This window comes from Bacteroidales bacterium (genome assembly GCA_029210725.1).
Classification (GTDB): domain Bacteria; phylum Bacteroidota; class Bacteroidia; order Bacteroidales.
Genome location: JARGFM010000002.1, coordinates 146,371 through 170,110, shown reverse-complemented (window position 1 = coordinate 170,110; position 23,740 = coordinate 146,371). Strand labels below are relative to the sequence as shown.

Genomic DNA, 23,740 nt, shown 5'->3' with positions numbered 1-23,740 from the left:
GCCCGTCAGGGTTTCCGGATAATCTCAACGGTATTGATGTCCTTTACCATTTTTGAGTAATTCCCCTCTTCGGTCTTTCCGGTAAAACGGACATACCTGACCATTTCATAGATGCCGGTAGTTCCATCCTTGAAGGTCAGTTCCAGCTTGACATAATTGGGATCACTGGGAGTCAGGTCGTGACGAACACTGATCCAGGTCAAACCGGCCAGATCCACATCCTTCTGCTCCGTGCCCTGGTATACGGGAAAGTCTGAAGAATTACAGGAGGATGAGGAGGAAGAGCTTGCATTCATCACGGTGGTGTTTACCTTTTCCAGGTCATTGATCTTCACCGTTACACCATTTCCCTGTGCATATGTGGCCACTCCAAAGAAAATCAGCAATGTAAGGGCCCAAATTGTTCTTTTTGTCATAACTTTTCTATTTTCAACGGATCAAGATACAAATATAACGAATGCTTCATTGATATATTGAATATGCAACGTGTCATCATTACCGGAGGAAGGGGTCTCATAGGGCAAGATCTGGGTGTTAAGCTACAGAAAAGAGGATATGAAGTAGCCATTCTCGGAAGAAGCAAGGACCCGGACTCCGAAACACCCGGATATACCTGGAACATTGATCGCGGTGAAATTGATAAAGAAGCCATCAACAGCTGTGATTATATCATTCACCTGGCAGGGGCCAATATCGGGAAAAAAAGGTGGACCGAAAAAAGGAAGAAAGAAATTGTTGACAGCAGAGTCAAATCCATCGATTTGATTTTTAAGCATATAGATCCGGGAAACAGGCAGCTGAAAGCCTTTATTTCTGCCTCAGCAAGCGGATACTATGGAGCCGTCACTTCTGAACAGGTTTTTATAGAATCTAACCCGCCTGCCCATGACTTTCTGGGAAAAACCTGTAAAAAATGGGAAGAAGCTGCTGATCAGTTTACCGGAATTGGCATCCGGACCGTGAAACTCAGAACAGGAATTGTTCTCTCAAAGAAGGGGGGTGCATTATCAAAACTAAAGATCCCTGTTCAATGGGGGCTTGGCTCGGCCATAGGTTCCGGCAGACAGTATATGCCCTGGATCCATCTGGACGACCTGAGTGGCATGTATATCCATGCCCTGGAGAATCAGTCCATGAGCGGGGCCTATAATGCGGTCGCTCCGGAACATATCAGCAACAAGGCACTTACCCGAAAGATTGCCGGGAGGCTTCATAAACCTTTCTGGTTTCCAAATATTCCTGCATGTATCATAAAACTGATCTTTGGTAAAATGTCCCTGATGCTTTTAAGGGGCAGCAGAGTTTCCCCTGAAAAGATCCAGGCTGCAGGGTATACATTTCTTTTCCCCGACCTGGATAGTGCCTTTAAGGATCTGTTTTCAAAACGACCCTGAATACACCAGGGTATAGGAATGGTCGATCCACTCTTTCAGATGATTATCACTGACGGCACCTTCAAGGCTTACCCCGTTCCAGTGCTGCTTGTTGAAGTGCCAGGCGGGAGTAACTTCCGGGTGCTGTTCCCGGAGCTCTATGGCCAGCACCGGATCACATTTCAAGGTGAGGCCCCGGCTATTCTCTGACAAGTCAAGCACCGCAAACATCTTGCCACCCACCTTGAAGACCAGGGCCGTATCGTTGAAGGGGAATCCTTCGGTGACCCCGTGTTTGGAGAGGCAGTACTCACGGATTTCTTCCAGGTTCATTTGCGAATGATTTCATTGTTCCGCGAATATTCCGATAACCAGACTGAACAATCTTCAATACTACTAAAAAGATACTTCTCCGGTAATATTTCAGGTATAAATTTGGTTTTTCTTAATAAAGATAATGGTTGAGGCTGTGTCATGGTCAGAACAACAATAATTCCTGTTTTCTGCATCTCTTTGATCACCTCCTCAAGGGCATAAAGGCCGGACTGGTCAATGAACGGGACTTTTTTCATTCGAAAAATAATCACTTCCGCATCGGCTGGAATCTTGTTAATCCGGTCCAGAACTTTGGAAGCTACACCGAAAAACAGGGGACCATCAAATCTTTTAATGTAGACATGATCTCTGTTCAGAGGCAGATTTACTTCGTCCTCCCAGGCCACTTCGCGGTCATATCTGTCCACTTTGGTCAGAGAAGTATTTGCCTCTACCATATCACTTGCTTTGCGCATAAAAATGAGAGAGGCGATCACCATGCCAATACCAACTGCCTGTAAAAGATCTACGAATACGGTCAGCAATAAAACAATAATCAGAATAAGCGCGTCGGACCTGGATATACTTAAAATGTTTCTCAGTCCACGTGTGTCGATGATACTGATCCCAACGGTAATTAATATGCCTGCCAGTGCAGCCAGTGGAATGTATGCCACATATTTCCCCAATCCTAATACTATAAGCAGTAAAAGAAAGGCATGAATCACACCCGACAATTTGGTTCTTCCTCCTGCTTTAACATTAACTACAGTTCTCATGGTAGCTCCGGCTCCCGGAATTCCACCGAAGAGTGATGCCACCATATTGCCTATTCCCTGTCCGATCAGCTCTTTATTGCTTCTATGTCTTGTACGGGTAATATTATCTGCCACCACGGAGGTTAACAGTGTATCAATAGAGCCAAGGCCTGCTAATGTTATGGCGGGCAGAAATACCAAAGCGATATCAGAAAAGCTTAACTGAGCCAATGATAAAACCTTCCATGTTGGAAGTCCGGCCGGCATCTCTCCAATCAAAGGTGTATCGAATGCAAATACAGTGCTTACCAAAGTGATGATCAAAAGAGCAATCAGGGTGCTTGGAACGAGCCTGGTGAATCTGGGAAAAACATAGATGATCAAAACAGTTCCTGCTGCCAGTAAGATCGATATATGATTCCGATTATTTATTGCATCCGGAATTCTGGAAAAGACTTCAAGCACTTTACCTGGAGAAGCTAAGCCCATCATCGGGAAAAGCTGAAAAACAATAATAATAATTCCGATGCCACTCATAAAACCAGACAGCACCGGGTAAGGAATATACTTGATGTATTTTCCGATCTTCAGCAGGCCAAATACAATTTGAAATGCTCCCGCCATCAAAAAGGTCAGAATAATGATACCCCAGGCCGAATCCATATTTCCATGCCTGGCAACTGCGATTGAGACTACCGTAGCCGACACGACAGTCATGGGGCCGGTTGGACCGCTGATCTGGGTATTGGTTCCGCCAAAAATGGCAGCAAACATCCCCAGCATCATTGCTCCATAGAGACCAGCACTTGCTCCCAGTCCAGATTGTACGCCAAAGGCCAGTGCCAGTGGCAGGGCCACTATCGCAGCCGTTAAGCCTCCAAAAATATCGCCTTTTAAATTTGTAGCTTTCATGGAATATAATCTCTGATTTTTTAACATAGTACTTAATTTCACCTGTCTTATTCAGCAAGTTAAAATTGTGGTATTATAGGTAGTTTCTGGGTGGCAGACCGGTTTGATTGAAACGACCAGTCCCATCTGTTTGCTACGGATTTGCAAAGTTATAAAAATACAAGCATTTTATCCTGGGTCTGACCGATGAGGTTTTCGGTGATCTGAACCTGAAGCCCCATGCCCTGTTGGGAGGCGCCGGAGCTTCCTTCCGGGCCTGCTTACCTGAATAGTTTTTGGGCAAAGTTCCTCTGATCTTTTCTCCATACCAGCCAGGAATGTCCCCCGGGCATTTCACTGAATTCATATTTGATCTGGTGTTTATCAAAAACCTTGAGCATCTCCCTGCCATTATTGTAGGCAATATCTTCAGGTCCCCCCTGGGTGAACAATAAATACCTGACAGTTTTGTTCAGCCGGGCGCCAATTTCTGCCAGGCGTTTATCGCCTGCTTCAAACATCTCCTTATTGTTGGCAAACCAGCCCGAGCTCATCACGTTGATATAGGCAAACATATCGGGATAGGCCATGAAGGCATCCAGGACTTCAAGTCCCCCCATGGATAGTCCTGCCAAAGCACGGTGCCCGGCATCGGTAAATACTTTGTAATTCGATTCTATGTAGGGGATAATATCGTTCTTAAGATCTCTGGCAAAGATCTTTGTATCGATGCCTCCGTCGGGCATCACCAGGATCATTCTCTCACATTTTCCTTCGGAAAGCAGATTATCCATGATGTAACCTGCACGACCCACAGAGGGCCAGGCCATATCGCTGTCTCCTCCACCATGAATAAGATATAACACCGGCAGTGTTTCATTGCCAAGGTTGTAAGCCGACGGGGTCCAGATGTGCATCCTGCGCAAACTTTCTTTAGTAGAAGAAAAATAATGTATGACAGACATGGCCCCCGTGCGGCACCTCTTCTCTTAATACAAAGAATTCCTCCTCTCCACCCGGCCATACATCGAGAAGGGCCGAAGTTTCAAAAGCTCCCGGAGCTTTCGGATCATAAACTCTAACCCCATCCACGATGAAATGATAACGATAGGTTCCGGACTTTACCCCGGGAAGGGTGAAGGTCCAGACCCCGGTCTCTGATTTTATCCCGTCTATATTCTGTCCCCATGGAACAGCGTCCCCTCCAATGGCCACCTCTTCTGCCTCAGGGGCATAGATTTGTAATACCACATCGCCGTTTGACAGGACCTGAGTGGATTTCAGGGTGTCATTGGGGTTCGCGGCCCTCTGTTAAACTGAGTAAAAGCCAGGCTTGTACCGGACAGTAAAACGATCATGATCATAAAGGCATTTCTTTTCATCTCTCCGAGAATTATTAGTCACTTATTATTCCCATACTGAAAATTCTAATAAAGAAGCCATCCGGGAAATTTACAAAACCAGATGGCTTCTTAAACGAGCTTCGGTTGAAGCCGTCCAACTAAAACTATACTACTCCTAATCTATTTCACAAAATCAGAGGCATTCAGGAAAGCAGCGCTTTTGGAGATCGCATCCAGAGAGGTCTTCAGCCTCCTGGCTTCCTCCTCCGGAGAACGCTGCGGGGGACCCATGGGAGGACGGTTCTGTCTCTCCTGACCAGCCTGGGCTCCGGCAGCCTGCTGCTCCTGCTGACGCTTTCTCATCTCCTCGAACCGGGCCCTTTGCTCGGCCCTTTGCTCGGGAGTCATATACTCTTCAATTTCCACAAACCAGTCCTTATGCCCGTTCTTATAGAACTGGTCAAAGATGGCCTTGTAGTCGATCTTGCCACTTTCACCGATTACATAATCATCTTTGATATGCAGCACCTCAAAGCGTTCGGGATATTTCTTCAGATATGCGACCGGATCGGCGTTGCCCTGGGTTACCCAGAATACGTCCATCTGGAAAAATACCTTATCCGGATCCGTATTGGCAATCAGAAAATCCTCGATCTTCTGCTCCGTTCCCGGGATGTTTTCGAACTCCTGGTTGTGGTTATGGTATCCGAATTTCAATCCTCTTTTATTGGCCTCCTCACCGATCAGGTTCATCAGGTCGCATTCCACCTTCATCTGTTCCACATTATCGGCCCACCGGTTCATCGGAAGAACCACATACTTGCAGCCCATGGCCTTATGGTCGTCAAAAACTTTTCCCCAGGCTGCCAGGGTTCCGTCCACATCGTTTACATCAAAGCCGGTCCGTGCATGGCTGGAAATAATGTCCATCCCGTACTTTTCTGCCAGAGCTGCATAATCGCCGGGAGATAATCCTGCCACGGTTCTTTCCCGGGCATTGTAATTGGCGATTTCCATAACGACATAGCCATCCTTCTGAAGTGATTTAAAAACACCCTCCAGATCGGATTCAAGTCCTTTTACGGAATAGGTCGCGATCCCAAGCTGTTTCTTTTTTGCTGCGGGGACTTCGGCTAAAGCAGACGAAGCCACAAAAAGTACCGCAAGTAAAAGTGCTGGAATTCGTAATAGTGTTTTCATAGTTTTTTGGATTTAAATAGACAAGTTTAATGTATCTATGATCTATTCTTCTGTCAATGGTTTAATCCAGGGAGCTTTCAAAGCTGTAACTCCCTGATTTCAATTGATATACAGCTCTTCCCTTTTCGAACTTCAGAAAGGAAACTCCCTCTGAACTATTCGCCTCACGGCCATTTTCCAGGACACTGCCAACAGATATCGCAGGCAGATAAAGGGTGGCTTCTGTATTGGCCGGCACCACCGTCTCATAAACCAGCCGGCCATCCCGGATTTTCCAGCTGCTGGATATCCGGCCGTACACGGAATCGTAATAACCTTCGGCCCATGTCATTTCACCGGTGGGATCGGGTTCGGGCTGAAGGATAAATTTTTTGAACCCGGGATCATCCCGCTGAATGCCAAGTGAATAGGCCATCATCCATTGACCCACTGCCCCGAAGGAATAGTGGTTGAAGGAGTTCATGCTGTTATTTCCCCCAAAACCGTTTTCAACGGTGTATCCGTTCAGGCGTTCCCAGATAGAGGTGGCTCCCTGATCGATGGCATACAGCCAGGAGGGATATTGATTGTTCTGAAGCAGCCGGTATGCATGTTCACTGTAGCCCTGGTCCGATAATGCATTGTTTATCCAGGCTGTTCCTATAAAACCGGTCATTAAGGAATATTCCGGACGGATCTCCCCGCTGTCATCCGCATTCCGGCGCCTTACCGTTTCTGCCAGGTTCCGGCCCATCTGCGACACAAGATCATCCCTGAAAGTGCCCAGAGCCAAACCGACCGCATAGGAGGTCTGGGTATCGGCCAGCTTCCATTCTGCCGGAGGTGCCACACGCCCGTCAAAACCCCGGCCTCCTCCAACAAGGCCCATGGTCCTGCCTTCTTCGTTAATGAAGGTATGATTAAAAAATTCCTTTCTCTGCCTGTACCACTCTTCAAAGCGGTCAGCATCCTCCTGTTTACCCAGTATTTCCGCCACATTTTTCATCACCCAAAGGTCATATACATGATAGGCGCTTGTCAGGAACGGGGTTCCCAGCATATTATTCTGGGGACCCAACCAGTCGCCCAGCTGGCCATCGCTGGTGATTCCCGTTTCTTCATTGATCGTGCTCTGCAGATAATCGGCGTAGGCAACCATGGCATCGTAATGCTCCTCCAGAAGGGATATATCTTTATATTGCTGATAGACCTCCCAGGCTACTGTAATTCCTGCACTGCCCCACAGGACCCCTCCGAAGCCTCCGCCAACCGGGGCCACATCGGTAAATTTGCCGTTTGACTTTTGCACATCACGCATCGCCAGCATATGCCGTCTCAAGAACTGGTCAGCATTCGAAACATAGGTGGCTGTTCTGGAAAATACCGATATATCGCCCGACCATCCCATTCTTTCATTACGCTGGGGACAATCGGTGGGAATGGATAGAAAATTATCGACATTGGACCAGACCAGGTTCGACCAGAGTTGATTCACCTTTTCATTGGAAGTGTGATAATCGGCCGTAAGATCCAGAACTGAACTGATGGCTATTCCTTCTACCGCTCCCGGGGGCAATGGCTCATGAATACCGGTAATCTCGATATACTGGTATCCCCTGGATGTGAACTTCGGCTGAAATACCTGATCCCCGTCTTTCATGATATAAAGATCCTGGCAAAGGGCAGCCCGGTAGTTTTCAGTCATGATCATTCCTACATTTTTTCCCGATTCTTCCAGGTCGGGGTAGAGCATTTCGGCATATCTGAGAACCATAGTATCGCCGGCACTTCCGTTCTGAATGGTGATTCTGGGAACACCCACGAAATTCTGTCCCATATCATAAACATACACTCCTTCACGTACCTCCTTCATGCTCTGCGCCGTGAGGGTTTCGAATACCCCGGCACTGTTCCCTATCTGTCCCAGCAGCTGCATTTCCCCGAAATTAAACTCGGTCAGCGAGCCGTCGAATTCTCTTTCGCTACCCGCGAAAGAAGTGCCTTCCAGGGGGACCATGGAGGCAGACTTCCATCCGGAATCGTCAAAATCGCTTTCTGTCCACCCTTGCGTCAGTACTTCCCTGTTAGCATCATAGACCTCTCCCAGGTCCAGGCTGCTGTAAACAACCGGCCCATTGTTATAATACTTCCAATTTGCATCGTTGCTGGTGATAACCTCCCTGGAGCCATCTTTGTAGGTCAGGACCAGTTTGGCCAGCAGGGATTGCCTGTCGCCAAAATGGTTCCAGATGGATCCAAAACTCAGCAGTCCGCTCCACCATCCCTCAGCCATCATGGCTCCCATGGAATTGCTGCCGACACGGATCATTTCCGTTACGTCGTAGGTCTGGTACATATGCGTTTTATTATACTGGGTCAGTCCGGGGTTATAAAAATCCTGGCCTACTTTTTCGCCGTTGAGAAATATCTCATAAATTCCCCGTGCTGTGACATACAGGCGGGCAGCGGCCACTCTCTTGGGAGCTTCGAACCCGGTTCTGAGCATGGGAGTAGAGTTCCTGCTGGGATTGGCCAGTACCAGCGCTCCGGTTTGGCCGCCATTCAACAGGTAGGATCCCCCTGCAACAGAAATCCGTCCTGCAAATATTCCCTCGTAATCCCCGGACAAATCCTCCTTAAACAGGGTATTGTTCGGGAGTCTGTCATTCAGGATCTCCAAATCAGTGCAGGTGGCCTGCTGACCGGCCCCTATGGAGAAACCAATGTCACAAACCATTCCAAACGGGATGTAGTTTCCTCCTGAACCCACAGGATTCAGGTTCACAGAAGCACCACCACCCCCTCTCCCGAACCTGGCCTCAAATCCCGCGGGTTCTTCCGTTTTCTCCCTGATGAAAAACTCACTTTCTCCATCCAGAACAATGGATAAACGTCCGAAAGCGCTGCTGATTTCAAAATCATGCCGGTCGTTTTTATTGCCCGGATGAATGACAGATGGTTTTATATCGAAATATTTTATAGGTTCATCAGCCCTATCCTCTCTGGTATATCCCACCCGGTAGACATTCAGCCTGGCCGGAACACCTGAAGATCCTTCCAACCCGGAAATATCGAGTTCCAGCTTGATATAACTTTCATCTTCTCCGTTTTCTGCCTGGAAGATGTTCTTGTATTTGTCCATCAGCCTGATATCATTGGCACCATATACTACCCCGGCTCTCGTGCTCCCTTCCGCAATGGAAAGGGCATACTTCAGTTTAAAAATCAGCTGGTAATGTGAATAGAAAACCAGATCCTTGTCTCCTCCCCCAATCCATTGTGCCCCCTCCCAGGCGCTTAGATCCGGATCTGGATTCATCAATCCGGTCTCGAACCAGGAAGCATCGCTCCAATCCTCCTGGTCCTGATCCCAGACCGTAACTTTCCAGGAGTATCTGGTGGATGACTGCAGCGGCCGGCCCTGATATCGGATCGCCACCGAAGAACCCTCATCCACTTTTTCCGAGTCCCAGACAATTTCTCCTGCAGGATCCTTTACAATGATCCTGTAGGCTGTCTGATACACCCCTCTGGTATTGTCCGGGGCCATCATCTGCCACCCAAACCGTGGCTGTTCCACATCCATTCCCAGGGGTTTCACGGAGTATTCCACCGTCAGGGTTTCAAGGGAAGTCCTGGTTCCGGTACAGGCAATACAAATCAGGATCGGGACCGTAAAAACAACTCTCCGGATTATTCTTGAATAGTGCTTTGCAGAAGCAGAATAAGACATCATTGGATATTTGAAGTTATTTGATAGTTAAATTGTGCAGCTGACAGGACCCAACCAAAACGCAGGCTTCTTTGAAAAGATTTCCGATATTCTATCATTTTAGAAGGATTGATTTACCTGCTACTGAATAAAAGTACCGATTTTCCGATATTTTACCTCCTTTCTTCCTGTTATGTCCCACAATCACTAACTTGCATTTGCAAAAGAATGACCTATTCACAAAGACTCAGGAGACAATTCCCGGATATCTCCCTGCAGTGGGAGGATCTCCTGTTGCTGGAATCTTTTCAGATTGCCTACCTCCCGGACCGGGTGGCTGAAAAAGAGTTTGCCACCCTGGTCCGTACCTACCCGGTGGTATACAGGTTCCTGATCTCAAAGCATCCGCCCATCCATTCTTTCCTTGCCAGGATTTTGGAAGAGAACAGGTCTCCTGAAGCAAAAGAAACGATTGAAGCACAAAACCAGGAAGCTTTGTGGGAAATCGCAGATCTGATTATTTTCAATAAATATCCGGAACAATTCAATGCCCGTTCTCCGATCAGGTGGGAGATCAGCGAAATCAGTGCAATCACTTCCCTGGAAGGAAAGGTCGTGGCAGACGTTGGGGCAGGGACCGGCAGAATCGCTTTCCTGGCAGCACCCTTGGTTCGTATTGTCTACGCGGTGGAACCCGTTTCCCGTTTTCGCTCCTACATGAAAGAAAAAGCTGTCAGCGAGAGGGTGAAAAATCTATTTGTGATGGACGGCACCCTGGACTCCATACCCCTGCCTGAAAACTCCCTCGATATGCTGATCACCTCCAATGCCATTGGATGGAAGCTGGACGAGGAATTATTGGAGATCGAACGGGTGGTCAGACCGGGCGGCCACGCCATCCATCTGCTGCAATCGAACGAACAGGCTGAAAACCCCCATCATGGTACTCTCACTTCCCCCCCTGGAGCTACACCTGCCTGCAGGATACGAAAACATATAAACAGAGGTATTATAAAAATCTGTAATTCTGATTATGATGAAGCAGGGTTACATCTCCCTTGACCTGAAACAGCTCCCCGTTATGGAAAAATCCCCAGCACTTGAATACGTATACAGCCTGATCACAGAGTTCTTCTTTAAAATATCCATCCCAACCCTTGTTCACATCATCGCTGTAGAATAGCTTCTCCCCCCAGCGGGTATAAATCTCCAGGTGATAATCGGCCACCCCTTCCCAGTAGGGATGAAAGATATTGTTCAGCTCCCGGGCCTTGAGATCATAATATCCACCATTTGGGCCATTCAAATCAGGCTTAAAGGCATTGGGGAAAAGGATGACCCCTTCTCCCTCAACAGTTACTGCTGCGGTCTTTAGCATGCGGTCTGTACAGCCATGCTCTGTGGATACCTCCAGGGAAATATTAAATATGCCAATAGCAGTATAGAGATGCCTTGGACTCTCTTCCGTGGAGGTATTTCCATCTCCGAAATCCCAGAGATACGTTGATCCGTGGGTGGAGAGGTTGAAGAGGTGTATCTCCTCATCGGGTAGCATCACCAGCTCTGGTTCCACTCTGAAGTCCACATAGGGCATGCGGTAGACCTCCACCTGTCTGTATGCATATTCGGTTCCTCCCAAACCTGTCACTGTTAGTTTCACATTGTAATACCCATATTTCTCATAGGTGTGTACCGGTTCGAATTCCGTAGATGTTGAACCATCATCAAAGTCCCAAAGATAAGTCTCTCCAAAAATCGACCGGTTTCTGAACTGTACCGTATGAGGTTCACAGTCCCCTATGACCGTGTCAAATGCCGCAACAGGTGCAGCCGGGAGGATCCGGACAGAGTGGGACACAGAATCAGAACAATGCGGAGTGGAAGCACGCAGCCAGATCACATATTCTCCCCAGGTATTATAGGTATGAGCCGGCGGATCTTCCAGATTACTGGTGGTGCCATCACCCAGATCCCACTGATAACTCCAGTAGCCCTGGCTGGATTCATTGGTAAAGTCCACGGTCGCATCCGGATACATCTGGTGGGTTGGAGAGGCGAGAAATTCCACATCGGGTTGAGCATAGACATCTACCGAATCGGTGTGAGAATCCACACAACCATGCATGGAAGTCGAGGTCAGGGTAATGTAATAGACGCTATCCTTACCGGTAAGATTAAAGTAAAGATTACTGGGATCCGTCGATCTTGCACCGGTCCCGTCGCCAAAGTCCCAGACATAGGTCTGCCCCCGTACCGATTCATTCACAAAATAGGCCATAAAGGGACTGCAGTCTCCATCGTTAAAAGAGAAATCGGCTATGGTCCGGGGATATACATAGATATCCTGCTCCACGGTATCCAGGCAGCCAAAGCTGGTGCTTGCAACCAGGGTGATCCTGTAAGATGAAATATCAGCATTCTGGTTATCAAAGGTATGACTCACCGGATCCATGGTGGTCATGGTAAAGGTTGTATCGTTTCCAAAACTCCAGGTATATTCGTCCCCGTGAATGCTCGTGTTGGTGAACGGCAAATCGAAGGGGGCGCAGTCTATAATCTGATCTGTTTCGAATCTGGCCGCAGGTTTCGGGTAAATGGTAATATCCATTGTCGTATTGCTGGTACAGTTAAATTGCGAGGTGGCCAGCAATCGCACTGTCCTGGTAACAGGAGCGCCTGTGAAATTCGTAAAGGTATGTAGCGGACTGTCAGCCTTGCTGGTGGCCCCGTCCCCGAAATCCCAGGAGTAGGTATAACCTCCCCGGGAGAGATTTGAGAAATCAACCTCCAGGGGATGGCACCCGGCGATCACATCGGGGTCGATCACTGCCTCAATGGCCGGATATACTTCAACCACCCTGCTCATCTGGGCGGTACATCCGGCCGAATTCTCCGCCAGCAGAGTCACCTGGAAAACCCCGTTACTTGCAAAATCGGCATTGGTATATACATGAGTCACCGGACTTAAGCCGGTAGTGGTATCCCGTTGTCCGTCTCCGAAGTCCCAATAGAAAATATCCCCGCCCACAGAGGCGTTATGAAATTCAACCTGAGATGGAGAACAATGGACCTGCTCCTGGAAGGTGAAATCAGCCATCATATAGGGGTGCACCAAAATGTCCATATAGAAGGAGTCCCTGCATTCATTATTCGAGGCAGTGGTATAGAGCCATACCCGGTAAATAGAGTCTGCTGCCCCGATATTGGTAAAGGTCTGTACAGGATTCTCTTCCATGGAAGTGGTACCATTACCAAAATCCCAGTGGTAATAGGCGGCTCCCTGCTGAGTATGGTTGGTAAAGTTTATGGTAAGTGGATGACAACCTGCCGTGTCCGACACATCAAATCCTGCCAGGAGGTCGGGCTCCACGGTAATGGTTCTCCTGATTTCGTCGGTACAGCCTGCATAGTTTTCCGCCACGAGAGTAATCTCGTAGTCCTGCTGGCTGAGAAAATTGCCGGTATTATCGAACTGGTGGTAGATCGGATCCAGATTGTAGGTAAGCAGCTGGCTTCCGTCTCCAAAATTCCAGTAGAAGGTATCCGCATTTACAGATGCATTAAAGATCTCCACATCAAAGGGATTGCAGCCCAGGCTCACCGGTACCGTAAAATTGGCCTGAATGTACGGGTGCACCCTAATATCCAAGTAAACGGAATCGTCACAGGTGTTATTCGGGGCCAGGGTGTATAGCTTCACCGTATAGACCGAATCGATTGTTCCGGTATTGGTAAAAACGTGGACCGGGTCCGGCAGATTGGAAGTGGATCCGTCTCCAAAGTCCCATACATAGGTTGCCCCACCGGTGGTCAGATTGGTGAAATCTACTTGTAGCGGGTGACATCCGGCTGTATCCGACACCTCAAATCCCGCTACAATATCCGGATAAACCCTTACGGTCTTAATCACTTCGCTGGAACATCCGTAATGGTTTTCAGCGGTCAGACTGATATTAAAATCCTGTGGTCCCGGTGGCACAAGCGTATTCACAAAGGTGTGGGTTTGAGGATCGGCTAGAGCTGTATTAACCAGCACACCATCCCCAAAGTCCCAAGTGAAGCTTTCCCCGCCCATGGAAAGATTTTCAAATGGAACTTCAAAGGGTCCGCAGCCCTGAGCATAGGGAAAAGTGTATTCCGCCTCCACCTGAGGGTATACCGTAATGGGCCATGACACCGACATTACACACTCTCCATCCTCAGTGGAAGTGGTGAGGTTAACCAGGTAAACAACGCTGTCAGTAGTCCCAAAATTACTAAAGGTATGAACGGGCGAATGTTCTACAGATGCTGCTCCGTCCCCAAAATCCCACAAATAGTTTACGGCATTTTGCGACAGGTCGGTAAAGGTCACTGTCAGAGGATGGCATCCGGTTAGTCCGTCGGTAGTGAAACTGGCGGTAATTAACGGATGGACCGTGATGTTTCTGACCAGGGTATCACTGCAACCTTCTTCATTCGTCACAATCAGGCGAAGCGGATATACAGCGGTACTGGTGTCCGGATTCTGGTAGATATGGTTAAGAATATCGGAGGGGTCATTGGATACTGGCGAACCATCTCCAAAATCCCAGTAATAATCATCCGCTCCTATGGATTCATTGTGGATGACCACTTCAAATGGGGTGCAACCCACCACATCATCCACTGTGAATGCAGCTTCGATATAGGGATGGATAGTCACGTCCATTTGAGCTGTATCGCGACAGAATTCATTGGTAGTGGCCACCAGGCTTACAGTAAAGACGGTATCATGCCGCAACATATTCCTGTCGTAATAGTGCATGGGATGCTCCTGCGTGGAGCTTCCCCCGTCTCCGAAATCCCATAAATAACTGGCAGCAGCCCCGGTGGTATTGTTCTGGAAGACCATTTCGGAAGGGGAACAAGCCTCTATGGGTGTAACTATAAAATCGGCATTCACTCCCGGATAGATAGTAACCTCGCGTTGGACCTGGTGGGTGCAACCTTCTTCATTTTCCACACGCAGGGCGATTGTATAGGTCACAGGGAAGGCTGTATTATTAAAATAAGTATGTCTTAAAACTGTATCCGGGGATGTGGAGGTGGCTCCATCCCCAAAGGTCCATAAATAGCTATCCGCACCGATGGATTGATTGCTGATGATTATTTCATGTGGAGAGCATTCCGCCACGGTATCATAGGCAAAAATGGCTTCGATATAAGGTCTGACCGTGATCAGGTGGGAAGAGGTATCGCGGCAGTTATAAGGGGAAATCGCCACAAGCCTTGCATCAAACAGGAGGTTATCCGGACCAAAGAGGTTCCGGTACTCGTGTAGCGGGTCCTGTTCCGTGGAGGAACCGCCGTCGCCAAACTCCCAGAGCCAGCTATCGGTATTTCCCCATGAATTGTTGGTAAACTGCACTTCCAGCGGATCGCAGCCATCGTCCTGATCCACCGTAAAATCCGAGTGAATTTCTGGAAATACCGTGATGGTTTTTGTCAGAATATCCGCACACCCGCTTTCGTTCTTAACCAGCAAGGTCACCTCATAATCAATGGGCTGATTGGTGGTGTTGGTATAGGTATGTGTAAATATGAAAGGGTCGGGCGGAGGGGTATCAGGGGTGGCCGGATTGTCATCATAGCGTAACAGGGGAGTTATGGTATCCCCAAAATCATATTGCCAGGAATAGGTTCCTTCCGACTGGTCCTCAAACTGAATCTCCAGGGGAGAGCAGCCGGAAACCACATTGGTCTCAAAATGGGCCACTACCGGAGGGGCAACCTGCACGGTCAGATCGATGGAACCGCTCCCACAGGCCCCGGAAACCTCGGCGGTATAGAGATGGGCCCCCGGAGGCAGGTTCATGGCCGTGGGCAGGTTAATGTGGGCATCGTCCAGATAGGTATCGGGCGTCCACTCATAGGTGGTCCCCCCGAAAGCATGCAACTGCACCGGGTCTCCGTAACAGGCCCGCACCACCGAAGAGTTGGTGCCGGCCACCGTGGCTCCCACATTCAGTCCACCGAAGTCGGAATAATACCCATAATAAAATCCCCCCTGCCCGGCTCCTGGGAAGCCGTTCATAATGGCCAGGTGGAAGATTCCTCCTGTATTTTCCACCAGGTGCTGACCTACTGGCAGAGTGTTAGCATTGATGGAGTTTGTTCGCTGAGCCACCCATCCGCCACTACCGGCTATGGGTGTAAATCTTCCCGGATCAATAATTCCGTCATTCCGGACCCCGTCCACAAGAAACTGGTCTTCATTACCAGCCTCAGTGATCAGATAAAAATAGAAGATATTCTCCCCCTCCCTGGCCCGGGCAAATGCCAGCTGTGTATTCCCGGTACATCCGATGGAAGGCACCAGGGCTCCTCCACGGGTCTGATTCAGGGTTGAAAGCTGAAATACATAAAAAGGCAAATAAGAGTCTCCGGGATTAGCCTGGGAGGTGATTTGTGCATAAGGAGAGCCGTTGTTCAGGATCACCATTGCCTGATCTCCCCGGTTCAGTGTGGTATAGGGAGTAGCGCCAACAGGAGAACCATCCGCATTGGTCACATAGATAGGAGTGTTGTTTTCCGTAGCTACTACAAAAACTAGATTGGGATTGTTAACGGTAGGTACAATGTAGCGGTCCCCCACAATATCCACGGGTACCAGCTGGTCGCCTATAACAGGCTGACCCTGAGGTCCCGTGTTAAGCGCATCATCCTTCACAACTACACCAACAGGCTGATCGGATTCTATCCTGGTCCCACCAAGCCGATCAGCGGCCAGGGTGCTGTAGTTCCGGGGATACAGGGAGAATGTCTGGCCGGCATTCAGATTCACCACATGGCTCCCCCCGGGCAATAAAGTGCTGACGGTTGAACCATAACTGGCTCCTTTTCCTGGAGGAAGGGTGATGGTTACCCGGGTATTATCATGAGCAGCCACTATATCGATAGCTGAATAAGCCATCGGATTCAGATTCCTGTTATCATATACATCCTGGAAAGGGGTGAAGAACAATGTTCCCAGTCCGTTATTCCCTTTCAGGGTCCACAGGTCCGAACCATATTCATAGTTCACCTCCCAGTAAACATTGATCATATTGGTAGAGGTGATGTGGATCCCGAAATTATTGATGCCAGAAGGAGTAAGCGGTTTATTCTCCAACAGGTTCCTGTTTGGAAAAGTTATGTTATCCATCAGATGGGAAAGATCCAGCTCCGCTGCAGAATTGGCAGGAATATAAATAAGGGTATCCTGAAAACCGGTGGGATTCGTGACAGGATGGTAGGTATTGGCCGGCATACTAACGGTCAAATAAGCCTCCAGTTCCAGGGTAGCAATCCGGAACCTCCCCGGGGTACCACCGGTATTTCCTCTGTGGGAGAGCTCCGGCACCACAAACCAGAAATCGGTATCTACCTGGCCCCAAAGCCTGTTAGCAGATAACAATCCCAAAAGGCAAAACCATATAATAATTTGTTTATGTATGATCACGTAAAAAAAACTTTTCTAATTTTTCCTGGAGTTTATCAGAACCTTTCCTGCAATTATACGTAGAAACTATCAGTTGGGTTATAGGGTTGCATCAAATTCAGATGATTTATGAAAATGTCCAGATTTCTCTTATTTCTGCTTGTAAACCTGTCGATTTCGCAGCTACTCTCACAAATACATTTGTCCGAGGGATTTGAATCGGGCTTAAAACCCGTTGGATGGACCGAAGAGGCAGTCTCTGGTAATGAACCATGGAGATACAGAAACGGCGGCCACAGCCCCAATGATAATAACTGGCAGGTGCCTGCCGATCAGGATGATATTACCCGGAATCCCCCTTCTGCCTATGACGGAATCTACAATGCGATCTTTTTCAAGCAGGGGGTCAGCAACGAACGCACCAAGCTGATTAGCCCAGAGATGGACCTGCTGGGGGCGACCGCCCTGGAACTTAGCTTTTACCTGTGTCAGATTCCGTGGACCTTTGAAGGATCGACCGGCTGGGATGTGCTTCGGGTCTACTATAAAGTGTCTGCATCGGATCCATGGATCCTCTTGCACGAATACCTGGATCCGGTCTATGAATGGGAGGAACAAAAGCTGAACCTGCCCAACCCAAGTGAAACTTACTACCTGGCCTTTGAAGGACATACACGCTGGGGATATGGAACCTGTATTGATAATATTACCATTCAGGAGACCGAATCCCAACAGCTCTATATCGGTGATATTGAAGTCGTTCAGCCTTTTTCAAATTTTGTTCCTTCGGGAGCCAAGGAGATTCCCATCCTCCGGGTTAACCTCAAAGTCTTTGGAAATTCAGGTTCCGCCTCCCTGGACAATATCCGGTTCACCTCCCTGAATACCGACGATGGAGACCTGGATGCCAATGGATTAAAACTATACGGTACAACTACCCAGAACTTTGACAAAAGCAATCCACTGGGTTCCGCAGGCAACTTTAGCTCGGGAATAGCAAGTTTTTTAAACCTGAACCACGAACTTCCGCCCGGAATCTCCTATATCTGGCTCACCTATGATGTGAGTCTGAATGCCGCTCACGGGAACTCCCTGGATGTAATGGTAGCAGCTCATGACATCTCTGCCAATGGCCAGACCTATCCGGCTACCGACCAGTCTCCGGATGGCTATAAGACTGTCTGTGAAACCAGGTTTTTGGAGAATTTTGATGGCGTCAACAACTGGACCCTTACCGGGGAATTTGAAGTAGCAAGCCCCAATGGAATGGGGGGAATCCCGGGAAATCCAAATCCTGCCGAAGCATTCAGTGGAGCCTATGCACTTGGGACCGACCTGACCGGAACAGGAGCCTATCCCTTCCATTATGAGTCCGGCCTCAACGAAGCTTCCTCCTATCGGGCGACCACACCCACTATTGATGTCGGATACTACAAGAATTTAAATCTCTTTTTCATGCGCTACCTGAATATTGAGGTTTGGGACCAGGCAGCCATAGAAATCAGCAATGACAATGGTTCTTCCTGGAATACATTGTGGGAAAACAGTTCCTACCTGAGTGACTTTCAGTGGTCCGAAATTCAGCTTCCCATCCCGGAAGAATATTCCCGGTCGGAACAGGTAAAAATCCGTTTCAAACTGGGGCCCACCGATGGCTTTAACAACTACTCCGGATGGAATATTGATGATCTGTTTCTGACCGGAGAGTTTATTTCCAAGGATGTGGGGGTCTCCGAATGGATCACTCCCCAGAGTGGAAGCGGGCATACCAGCAGCGATTCAGTCACGGTGCGAATAAAAAATTATGGAGGTGCAGACATCGTGGATCCGGTGCCGGTAGCGTACTCCTTTGACGGGGGAGCCAGCTGGACCATTAACCAGATGAATGTAGCCATTCCTGTTGGCGGAACCGTGGATTTTACTTTTTCCACACGGGCCGACCTGTCCGTTCCGGGATTGCTCCCCTCGGTACTTGCAAGAACGGCCATGCCGGGCGACCAGTTTACCGGGAACGATCAAATAGCCACTGAGATTTATTTAGTGCCCACCTATGCCCCCCCCTACCTGGAAGAATTCGAAACAGGCGAGGGATTCTGGCGTTCCATGGGAAATAAAATATGGACCCATGGCACCCCGTCCGGGAGCTCGATCGACCATGCAAACTCGGGAAGTATGAGCTGGATCACCGGGACAAGCTCCACCTACGGGGATCTGATTTCTGAAAGAAGCCAGATTATTTTTGAAGATGGGTTTGAGTCTGATAATTCCTGGACCTTTTCCGGTGAATTTGAGCGAGAGATTCCCAGTAACACTGCCCTGCCCTGGTTTGCCAATTCGGGATATTACTGTATAGGCACCGACCTATCAGGGAATGGATCTCATCCCTATGAATATGAAAATGGCATTGGTACGGGTTCCGAATACATGGCAACGTCTCCTGCGCTGGACGTGAGCGCTTATAGCAATCTCAGGATTAGCTTTGCCAGTTGGATCTCCATCCAGAATGGAGACTCCATCCGCCTGGAGGTAAGTCCGGACAACGGATCTACCTGGCACACCCTGTGGAAGAACAGCCAAGGGGAGATTATGGAAATGGGATTCGAAAACCGGGAATACACCCTCCCCGATATCTTTTCCAATACCGTTGCCCTGCGACTGCGATTTTCTATATTTCACTCCTCAGCCGGGGGATCTGTTTCCGCCGGCTGGAATATCGATGACCTGTTGCTTACCGGTGACCTGGTCCATCTGGAACCCGCCTACTTTTGTTCACCTCGTTTCGACCTGTCAGGCATTCAGAATCCAGTGCTGACTGCAAAAATATGGGTGGATACGGAACAGGATGTGGATGGCGTCACCCTTTATTACTCCCTGGATGACGGGCTAAACTGGAGTGCTGTAGACAACAGTTCAGGGCTGGATGAATACTGGAACTGGTATAACGAAGATTCTGTAAGTGCCCTGGAACTGGATGGCTGGAGTGGTCAAAGTGGCGACTGGTTCACAATCACCCATCTGCTTCCCCCCCTGCTGGCCAACAACGATAATGTACAGCTGCGCTTCACTTTCATGGCCGATAAATTGAACAACCAGTATGACGGTATTGCACTGGATGATATACAGATTCTGGAAGCTCCTCCGGACATCGATCTTCTGGATATTATCGATCCGGTAAGTGCCTGTGATTTAAGCAGTGAACAGACTTTCACCCTGAGTTTGAGAAATTCGGGACTCGCCACACTACATACGGGCGATTCAATACAAATCGCTTATCATATTGATCGTAACGGAGATATACAGCTTGCAGAAGAAACCCTTGTGCTTACGGCCGACTGGACCGTTGGATCGACGATGAGCCATGAAATGAATTCAGCGTTTGATTTCAGTCACAGCGGCGACTACCTGGTCAGGGTATCTAATATCACCCCGGATCCTCATTTTTATGGTCCTGTTTCAAATGATACCCTGGTTCGAACCATCACGGTGCGTAAACCCTACGTGGAACTGGGTGAAGATATTTCCACTGCCATGCCCGATACGGTACTGCTCAGAGCTTACTCGGGAGTACCCGGACAAACCTATGTGTGGCAGGATTTGTCTACCGATTCGGTATTTCAGGTCGCTTCAGAAGGAACCTACCATGTGAATGTTGACAATGGTCTTTGCACTGCTTCCGATACCATTCATATTTTGAGACTGGTGCTCGACCTGGGTGTGACTACCTACCTGGGACCACCCTCGGACTGCGAACTTGAAAACTCCCTTCCGCTGGAGGTAAGCATTGAAAATCTGGGTACGGACACCCTGATGATTGGGGATTCCGTTTTTGTGGGGGGCGAAATCAATTCAAGCATCTTTTTTGAGGATACCCTGGTACTCACCCAGCGCTTTTTTCCAAATGAAACCATGGATCATATCTATTCGGAAACCTTCGATTTTTCACCACCTGGAGCTTACGAACTGAAACTCTACACCCGTACTCAAGATGATACGGATGCAACGAACGATACCCTGTTCCATACCCTTCAGGTATTTGGCTACCCGGATGCTTATCTGGGCCCCGATACGGTAGTCTATGCTTCCAGTTATCTCCTGACTCCGGGACCAGGATATGCGGATTACCTCTGGCAGGACGGATCTGCAGCTGAAACATTCCTGGTCGATCAAACAGGCCTTGGGATGTATTACGTAAGCATCAGCGATGTTAACCAGTGCACCGGTCAGGATACGGTACTGGTCACCCTGAACACCTCCGATCTGGAGCTTGAACAGTTACTTTCTCCGGCCACCTCCTGCGAGTTATCCTCCTCCATTACTGTGGCGGCCCGGATCAGAAACTCGGGGAACCAGATCATCCCATCCGGGGAGTCTCTGAACATGAACTATCAGATTAATGGTGGAACGGTGGTCACGGAGCCGCTGGTCCTGTCATCTAATTTCCTTCCCGGCCATACGCTTGACTTCACCTTCTCCAATGCAGAAAGTGTAGTCACGGGAAGCTGGTACGATTTCACGGTGTATGTGGACTACAGTCCGGATGTGGAGCGGGGAAACGATACCATCATCACCTCGGTGGGTGTATTTGAAAGCCCTGACCTGGACCTGGGGGATCCTTACCAGGTAATAATGGGATTCGAACACACCCTGGACGCTGGTCCCGGATTTTTATCCTATGAATGGCAGGACGGGAGTAGCGAACAAACCTATACCATCAGTGAACCCGGTATCGGCCACTATTCCGTCACCGTCACAGATGTCAATGGATGTAGTGCTTATGATGAAGTGGGTATCATGCTGGCCACGCCGGATATTGGTGTTCAGGAAATCTCTCACCCGGTCAACACCTGTCACCTGGGAGAAGAGGAGCATATGGTGGTGGCCATTCAGAATTTCGGAAACTGGGATATCGACCCTTCTGCAAGCATCACTGTATCCTATTCCGTGAACGGATCTGCGGAAGTGACTGAAGATGTGGTCCTGGATGGGGTATTCACAAACGGTACCATCATATATCATACATTTTCCGGGGCTGTGGATTTCAGTGAACCCGGGCTCTACGATATCATGGTCTTTACGACTTATGCCCCGGACCTGATCGAATCCAATAATCTGGCTTTTGTAAATGTAAACCACTATGGAGCTCCCGTGGTGGATATAGGAAATGGATCTGACACCCTGTTCGTCGCCGAACCCATCACCCTGCAGGCCACCCCGGGTTATCCCTCCTACCTGTGGCAGGATGGTGGCAGCGGGACTGAATATGTCATTGATCTGCCTTCTGCAGGATGGTACAAGGTCATTGTCACGGGTGACAATGGTTGTGAAACACACGATAGTGTCTTTGTGGTTTATGACCAACCGGACCTGGCCATATCCGCTCATATTTCACCACTTTCTTCCTGCAGCCAGTCCGGGCCCTCCACGGTATCCATGGAGATCATTAATCTGGGATATTACCGGATTTCAACCCTCGATACCCTTTCCATTAGCTATTCGGTGGATGGGGGTGCATCGGAAGTGGAGCAAATTTTCCTGGAGAGTAACCTGCCCCCCGGGCAAAGCCGCGTTCTCTCGTTTACAAATGGCTATGATTTTTCATCGCCTGGTATATACAGCATTCAGACCAGTCTGATCTTTGGTCCGGACCTGGACCGCTCCAACAATACCATCATCACCAATGTGGAGAGCTGGGAGCTTCCCACGGTGGATATTGGCAACGGAAAGGACACTCTTCTTACGGATCTTCCGGTCATCCTCCATGCCGGGAGCGGATTCTCCTCCTATCTCTGGCAGGATTACTCGACAGAGGAGAGTTTTTCGGCCAGCGAGGTGGGATGGTACTGGGTCTCTGTAAGCAACAGTCATGGTTGTGTCACCACCGATTCGGTATACGTGACCACCCAAACATCGGCCCGGGAGGTGGAGGACTTTGGTAAAGTTAAGATTTATCCCAATCCGGTGAGAGAGCAGCTTCACGTGGAACTGGAGCTGTTTGTGGAAAGGGAAGTGATCATTGAATTATACTCCATGTCCAATGTACTGGTCTATAAGGGTAAGCTTCAGAATGCCATTGCCATAGAGTCCCATATCAATGTGCAGGGCTTTGCTCCGGGAGTTTACGTACTCCGCGTTCAAGCAGATCAAACCCCATATAATTTTCTTGTGGTCGTAGAATAAGCACTGGCCAAATGAATAGGGGCCTTCTCAACAAAATGGAGTGCCCCTTCTTTTGCGCCTGGTTAAAGCCTGCAATTAACTGAATTAATTCCTGGTCCAGCTAGTGGTAACGGTATAACTGTTCATCTGAGCATCCACAAAAGTCTCCAGATAAGAAAGCTCCTTTTTGGTAAGTGTCTCAATATTGGAAGTGGAGGGAAGTTCGTCGTCGGGATCAAGAATCAGCTGATCCTCCCCAATTAGCTGCCAGTCGCCGGTAGTTGGTTCATTGATAAGAGGAGAGTCCAGGATATAGGTCCCACCCTCCTGGAACTCCATGGTAGCATCAGTTAAAAGGGCTTTGGCCAGAGTGACCAGGCCCACCACCGTTTCATCTTCACTATCGGTGGTCAGGTTTTTAAAGGTCCACACTCCATCGATGAGCAGGGTACTATTATCTTTTTCACAACCCGACAGGGTCAGCATCACGATCATGAACAGGACAAGTCCGGAAATAATATTTCTCATGTCTTCAATCTGAATTGGTTTATGGCAGGGTATACGCAATTCCA

12 protein-coding genes are annotated in these 23,740 nt (G+C 48.8%); 3 read left to right on the top strand and 9 right to left on the bottom strand.

Going from position 1 to position 23,740, the window contains the following annotated elements; all coding sequences use genetic code 11:
- Positions 1-5 precede the first annotated feature (5 nt).
- On the bottom strand, positions 6-416 hold the full coding sequence (locus P1P86_01960; protein MDF1573944.1) for a hypothetical protein: 411 nt from the start codon (positions 414-416) through the stop codon (positions 6-8).
- Positions 417-479: 63 nt separating this feature from the next.
- Here P1P86_01960 and P1P86_01955 point away from each other — a divergent pair, with 63 nt between their 5' ends.
- A complete protein-coding gene (locus tag P1P86_01955; GenBank protein ID MDF1573943.1) occupies positions 480-1,394 on the top strand; it encodes a TIGR01777 family oxidoreductase in 915 nt (304 codons plus the stop codon).
- Here P1P86_01955 and P1P86_01950 read toward each other — a convergent pair.
- The 6 genes from P1P86_01950 to P1P86_01925 form a co-directional block, all read right to left on the bottom strand.
- Positions 1,380-1,706 carry an MmcQ/YjbR family DNA-binding protein gene (locus P1P86_01950; protein ID MDF1573942.1) on the bottom strand — a complete coding sequence of 109 codons (327 nt, stop codon included), beginning with the start codon at positions 1,704-1,706 and terminating at the stop codon, positions 1,380-1,382. The two genes, P1P86_01955 and P1P86_01950, sit on opposite strands and share 15 nt — an antisense overlap.
- Positions 1,703-3,358, bottom strand: coding sequence for a SulP family inorganic anion transporter (locus P1P86_01945; GenBank protein ID MDF1573941.1), 1,656 nt, complete (start codon positions 3,356-3,358; stop codon positions 1,703-1,705). Before P1P86_01945 ends, P1P86_01950 begins: the two co-directional genes overlap by 4 nt.
- A 260-nt stretch (positions 3,359-3,618) precedes the next feature.
- Positions 3,619-4,254, bottom strand: a complete 636-nt coding sequence (locus P1P86_01940; protein ID MDF1573940.1) for an alpha/beta hydrolase-fold protein — start codon at positions 4,252-4,254, stop codon at positions 3,619-3,621.
- 16 nt (positions 4,255-4,270) lie between these two features.
- On the bottom strand, positions 4,271-4,588 hold the full coding sequence (locus P1P86_01935) for a hypothetical protein (protein ID MDF1573939.1): 318 nt from the start codon (positions 4,586-4,588) through the stop codon (positions 4,271-4,273).
- Positions 4,589-4,860: 272 nt separating this feature from the next.
- Entirely contained in the window at positions 4,861-5,880 is a 1,020-nt protein-coding gene (locus P1P86_01930) for a sugar phosphate isomerase/epimerase (protein ID MDF1573938.1), read from the bottom strand.
- Between the two features lie 61 nt (positions 5,881-5,941).
- The gene (locus P1P86_01925; protein MDF1573937.1) at positions 5,942-9,592 is read right to left on the bottom strand and encodes a family 78 glycoside hydrolase catalytic domain; all 3,651 of its coding nucleotides are present in this window, start codon (positions 9,590-9,592) and stop codon (positions 5,942-5,944) included.
- A 207-nt stretch (positions 9,593-9,799) separates the two neighbouring features.
- On the opposite strand from P1P86_01925, the gene P1P86_01920 reads away from it, so the two are divergent.
- Positions 9,800-10,633, top strand: coding sequence for a class I SAM-dependent methyltransferase (locus P1P86_01920; protein MDF1573936.1), 834 nt, complete (start codon positions 9,800-9,802; stop codon positions 10,631-10,633).
- Here the strand turns inward: P1P86_01920 and P1P86_01915 are convergent.
- The gene (locus tag P1P86_01915) at positions 10,581-16,994 is read right to left on the bottom strand and encodes a PKD domain-containing protein (protein MDF1573935.1); all 6,414 of its coding nucleotides are present in this window, start codon (positions 16,992-16,994) and stop codon (positions 10,581-10,583) included. The genes P1P86_01920 and P1P86_01915 overlap by 53 nt on opposite strands.
- 147 nt (positions 16,995-17,141) lie before the next feature.
- Here P1P86_01915 and P1P86_01910 point away from each other — a divergent pair, with 147 nt between their 5' ends.
- The gene (locus P1P86_01910; protein ID MDF1573934.1) at positions 17,142-23,189 is read left to right on the top strand and encodes a T9SS type A sorting domain-containing protein; all 6,048 of its coding nucleotides are present in this window, start codon (positions 17,142-17,144) and stop codon (positions 23,187-23,189) included.
- 84 nt (positions 23,190-23,273) lie between these two features.
- On the opposite strand, the gene P1P86_01905 is transcribed toward P1P86_01910, so the two are convergent.
- Entirely contained in the window at positions 23,274-23,696 is a 423-nt protein-coding gene (locus P1P86_01905) for a hypothetical protein (protein ID MDF1573933.1), read from the bottom strand.
- Between the last annotated feature and the right edge of the window lie 44 nt (positions 23,697-23,740).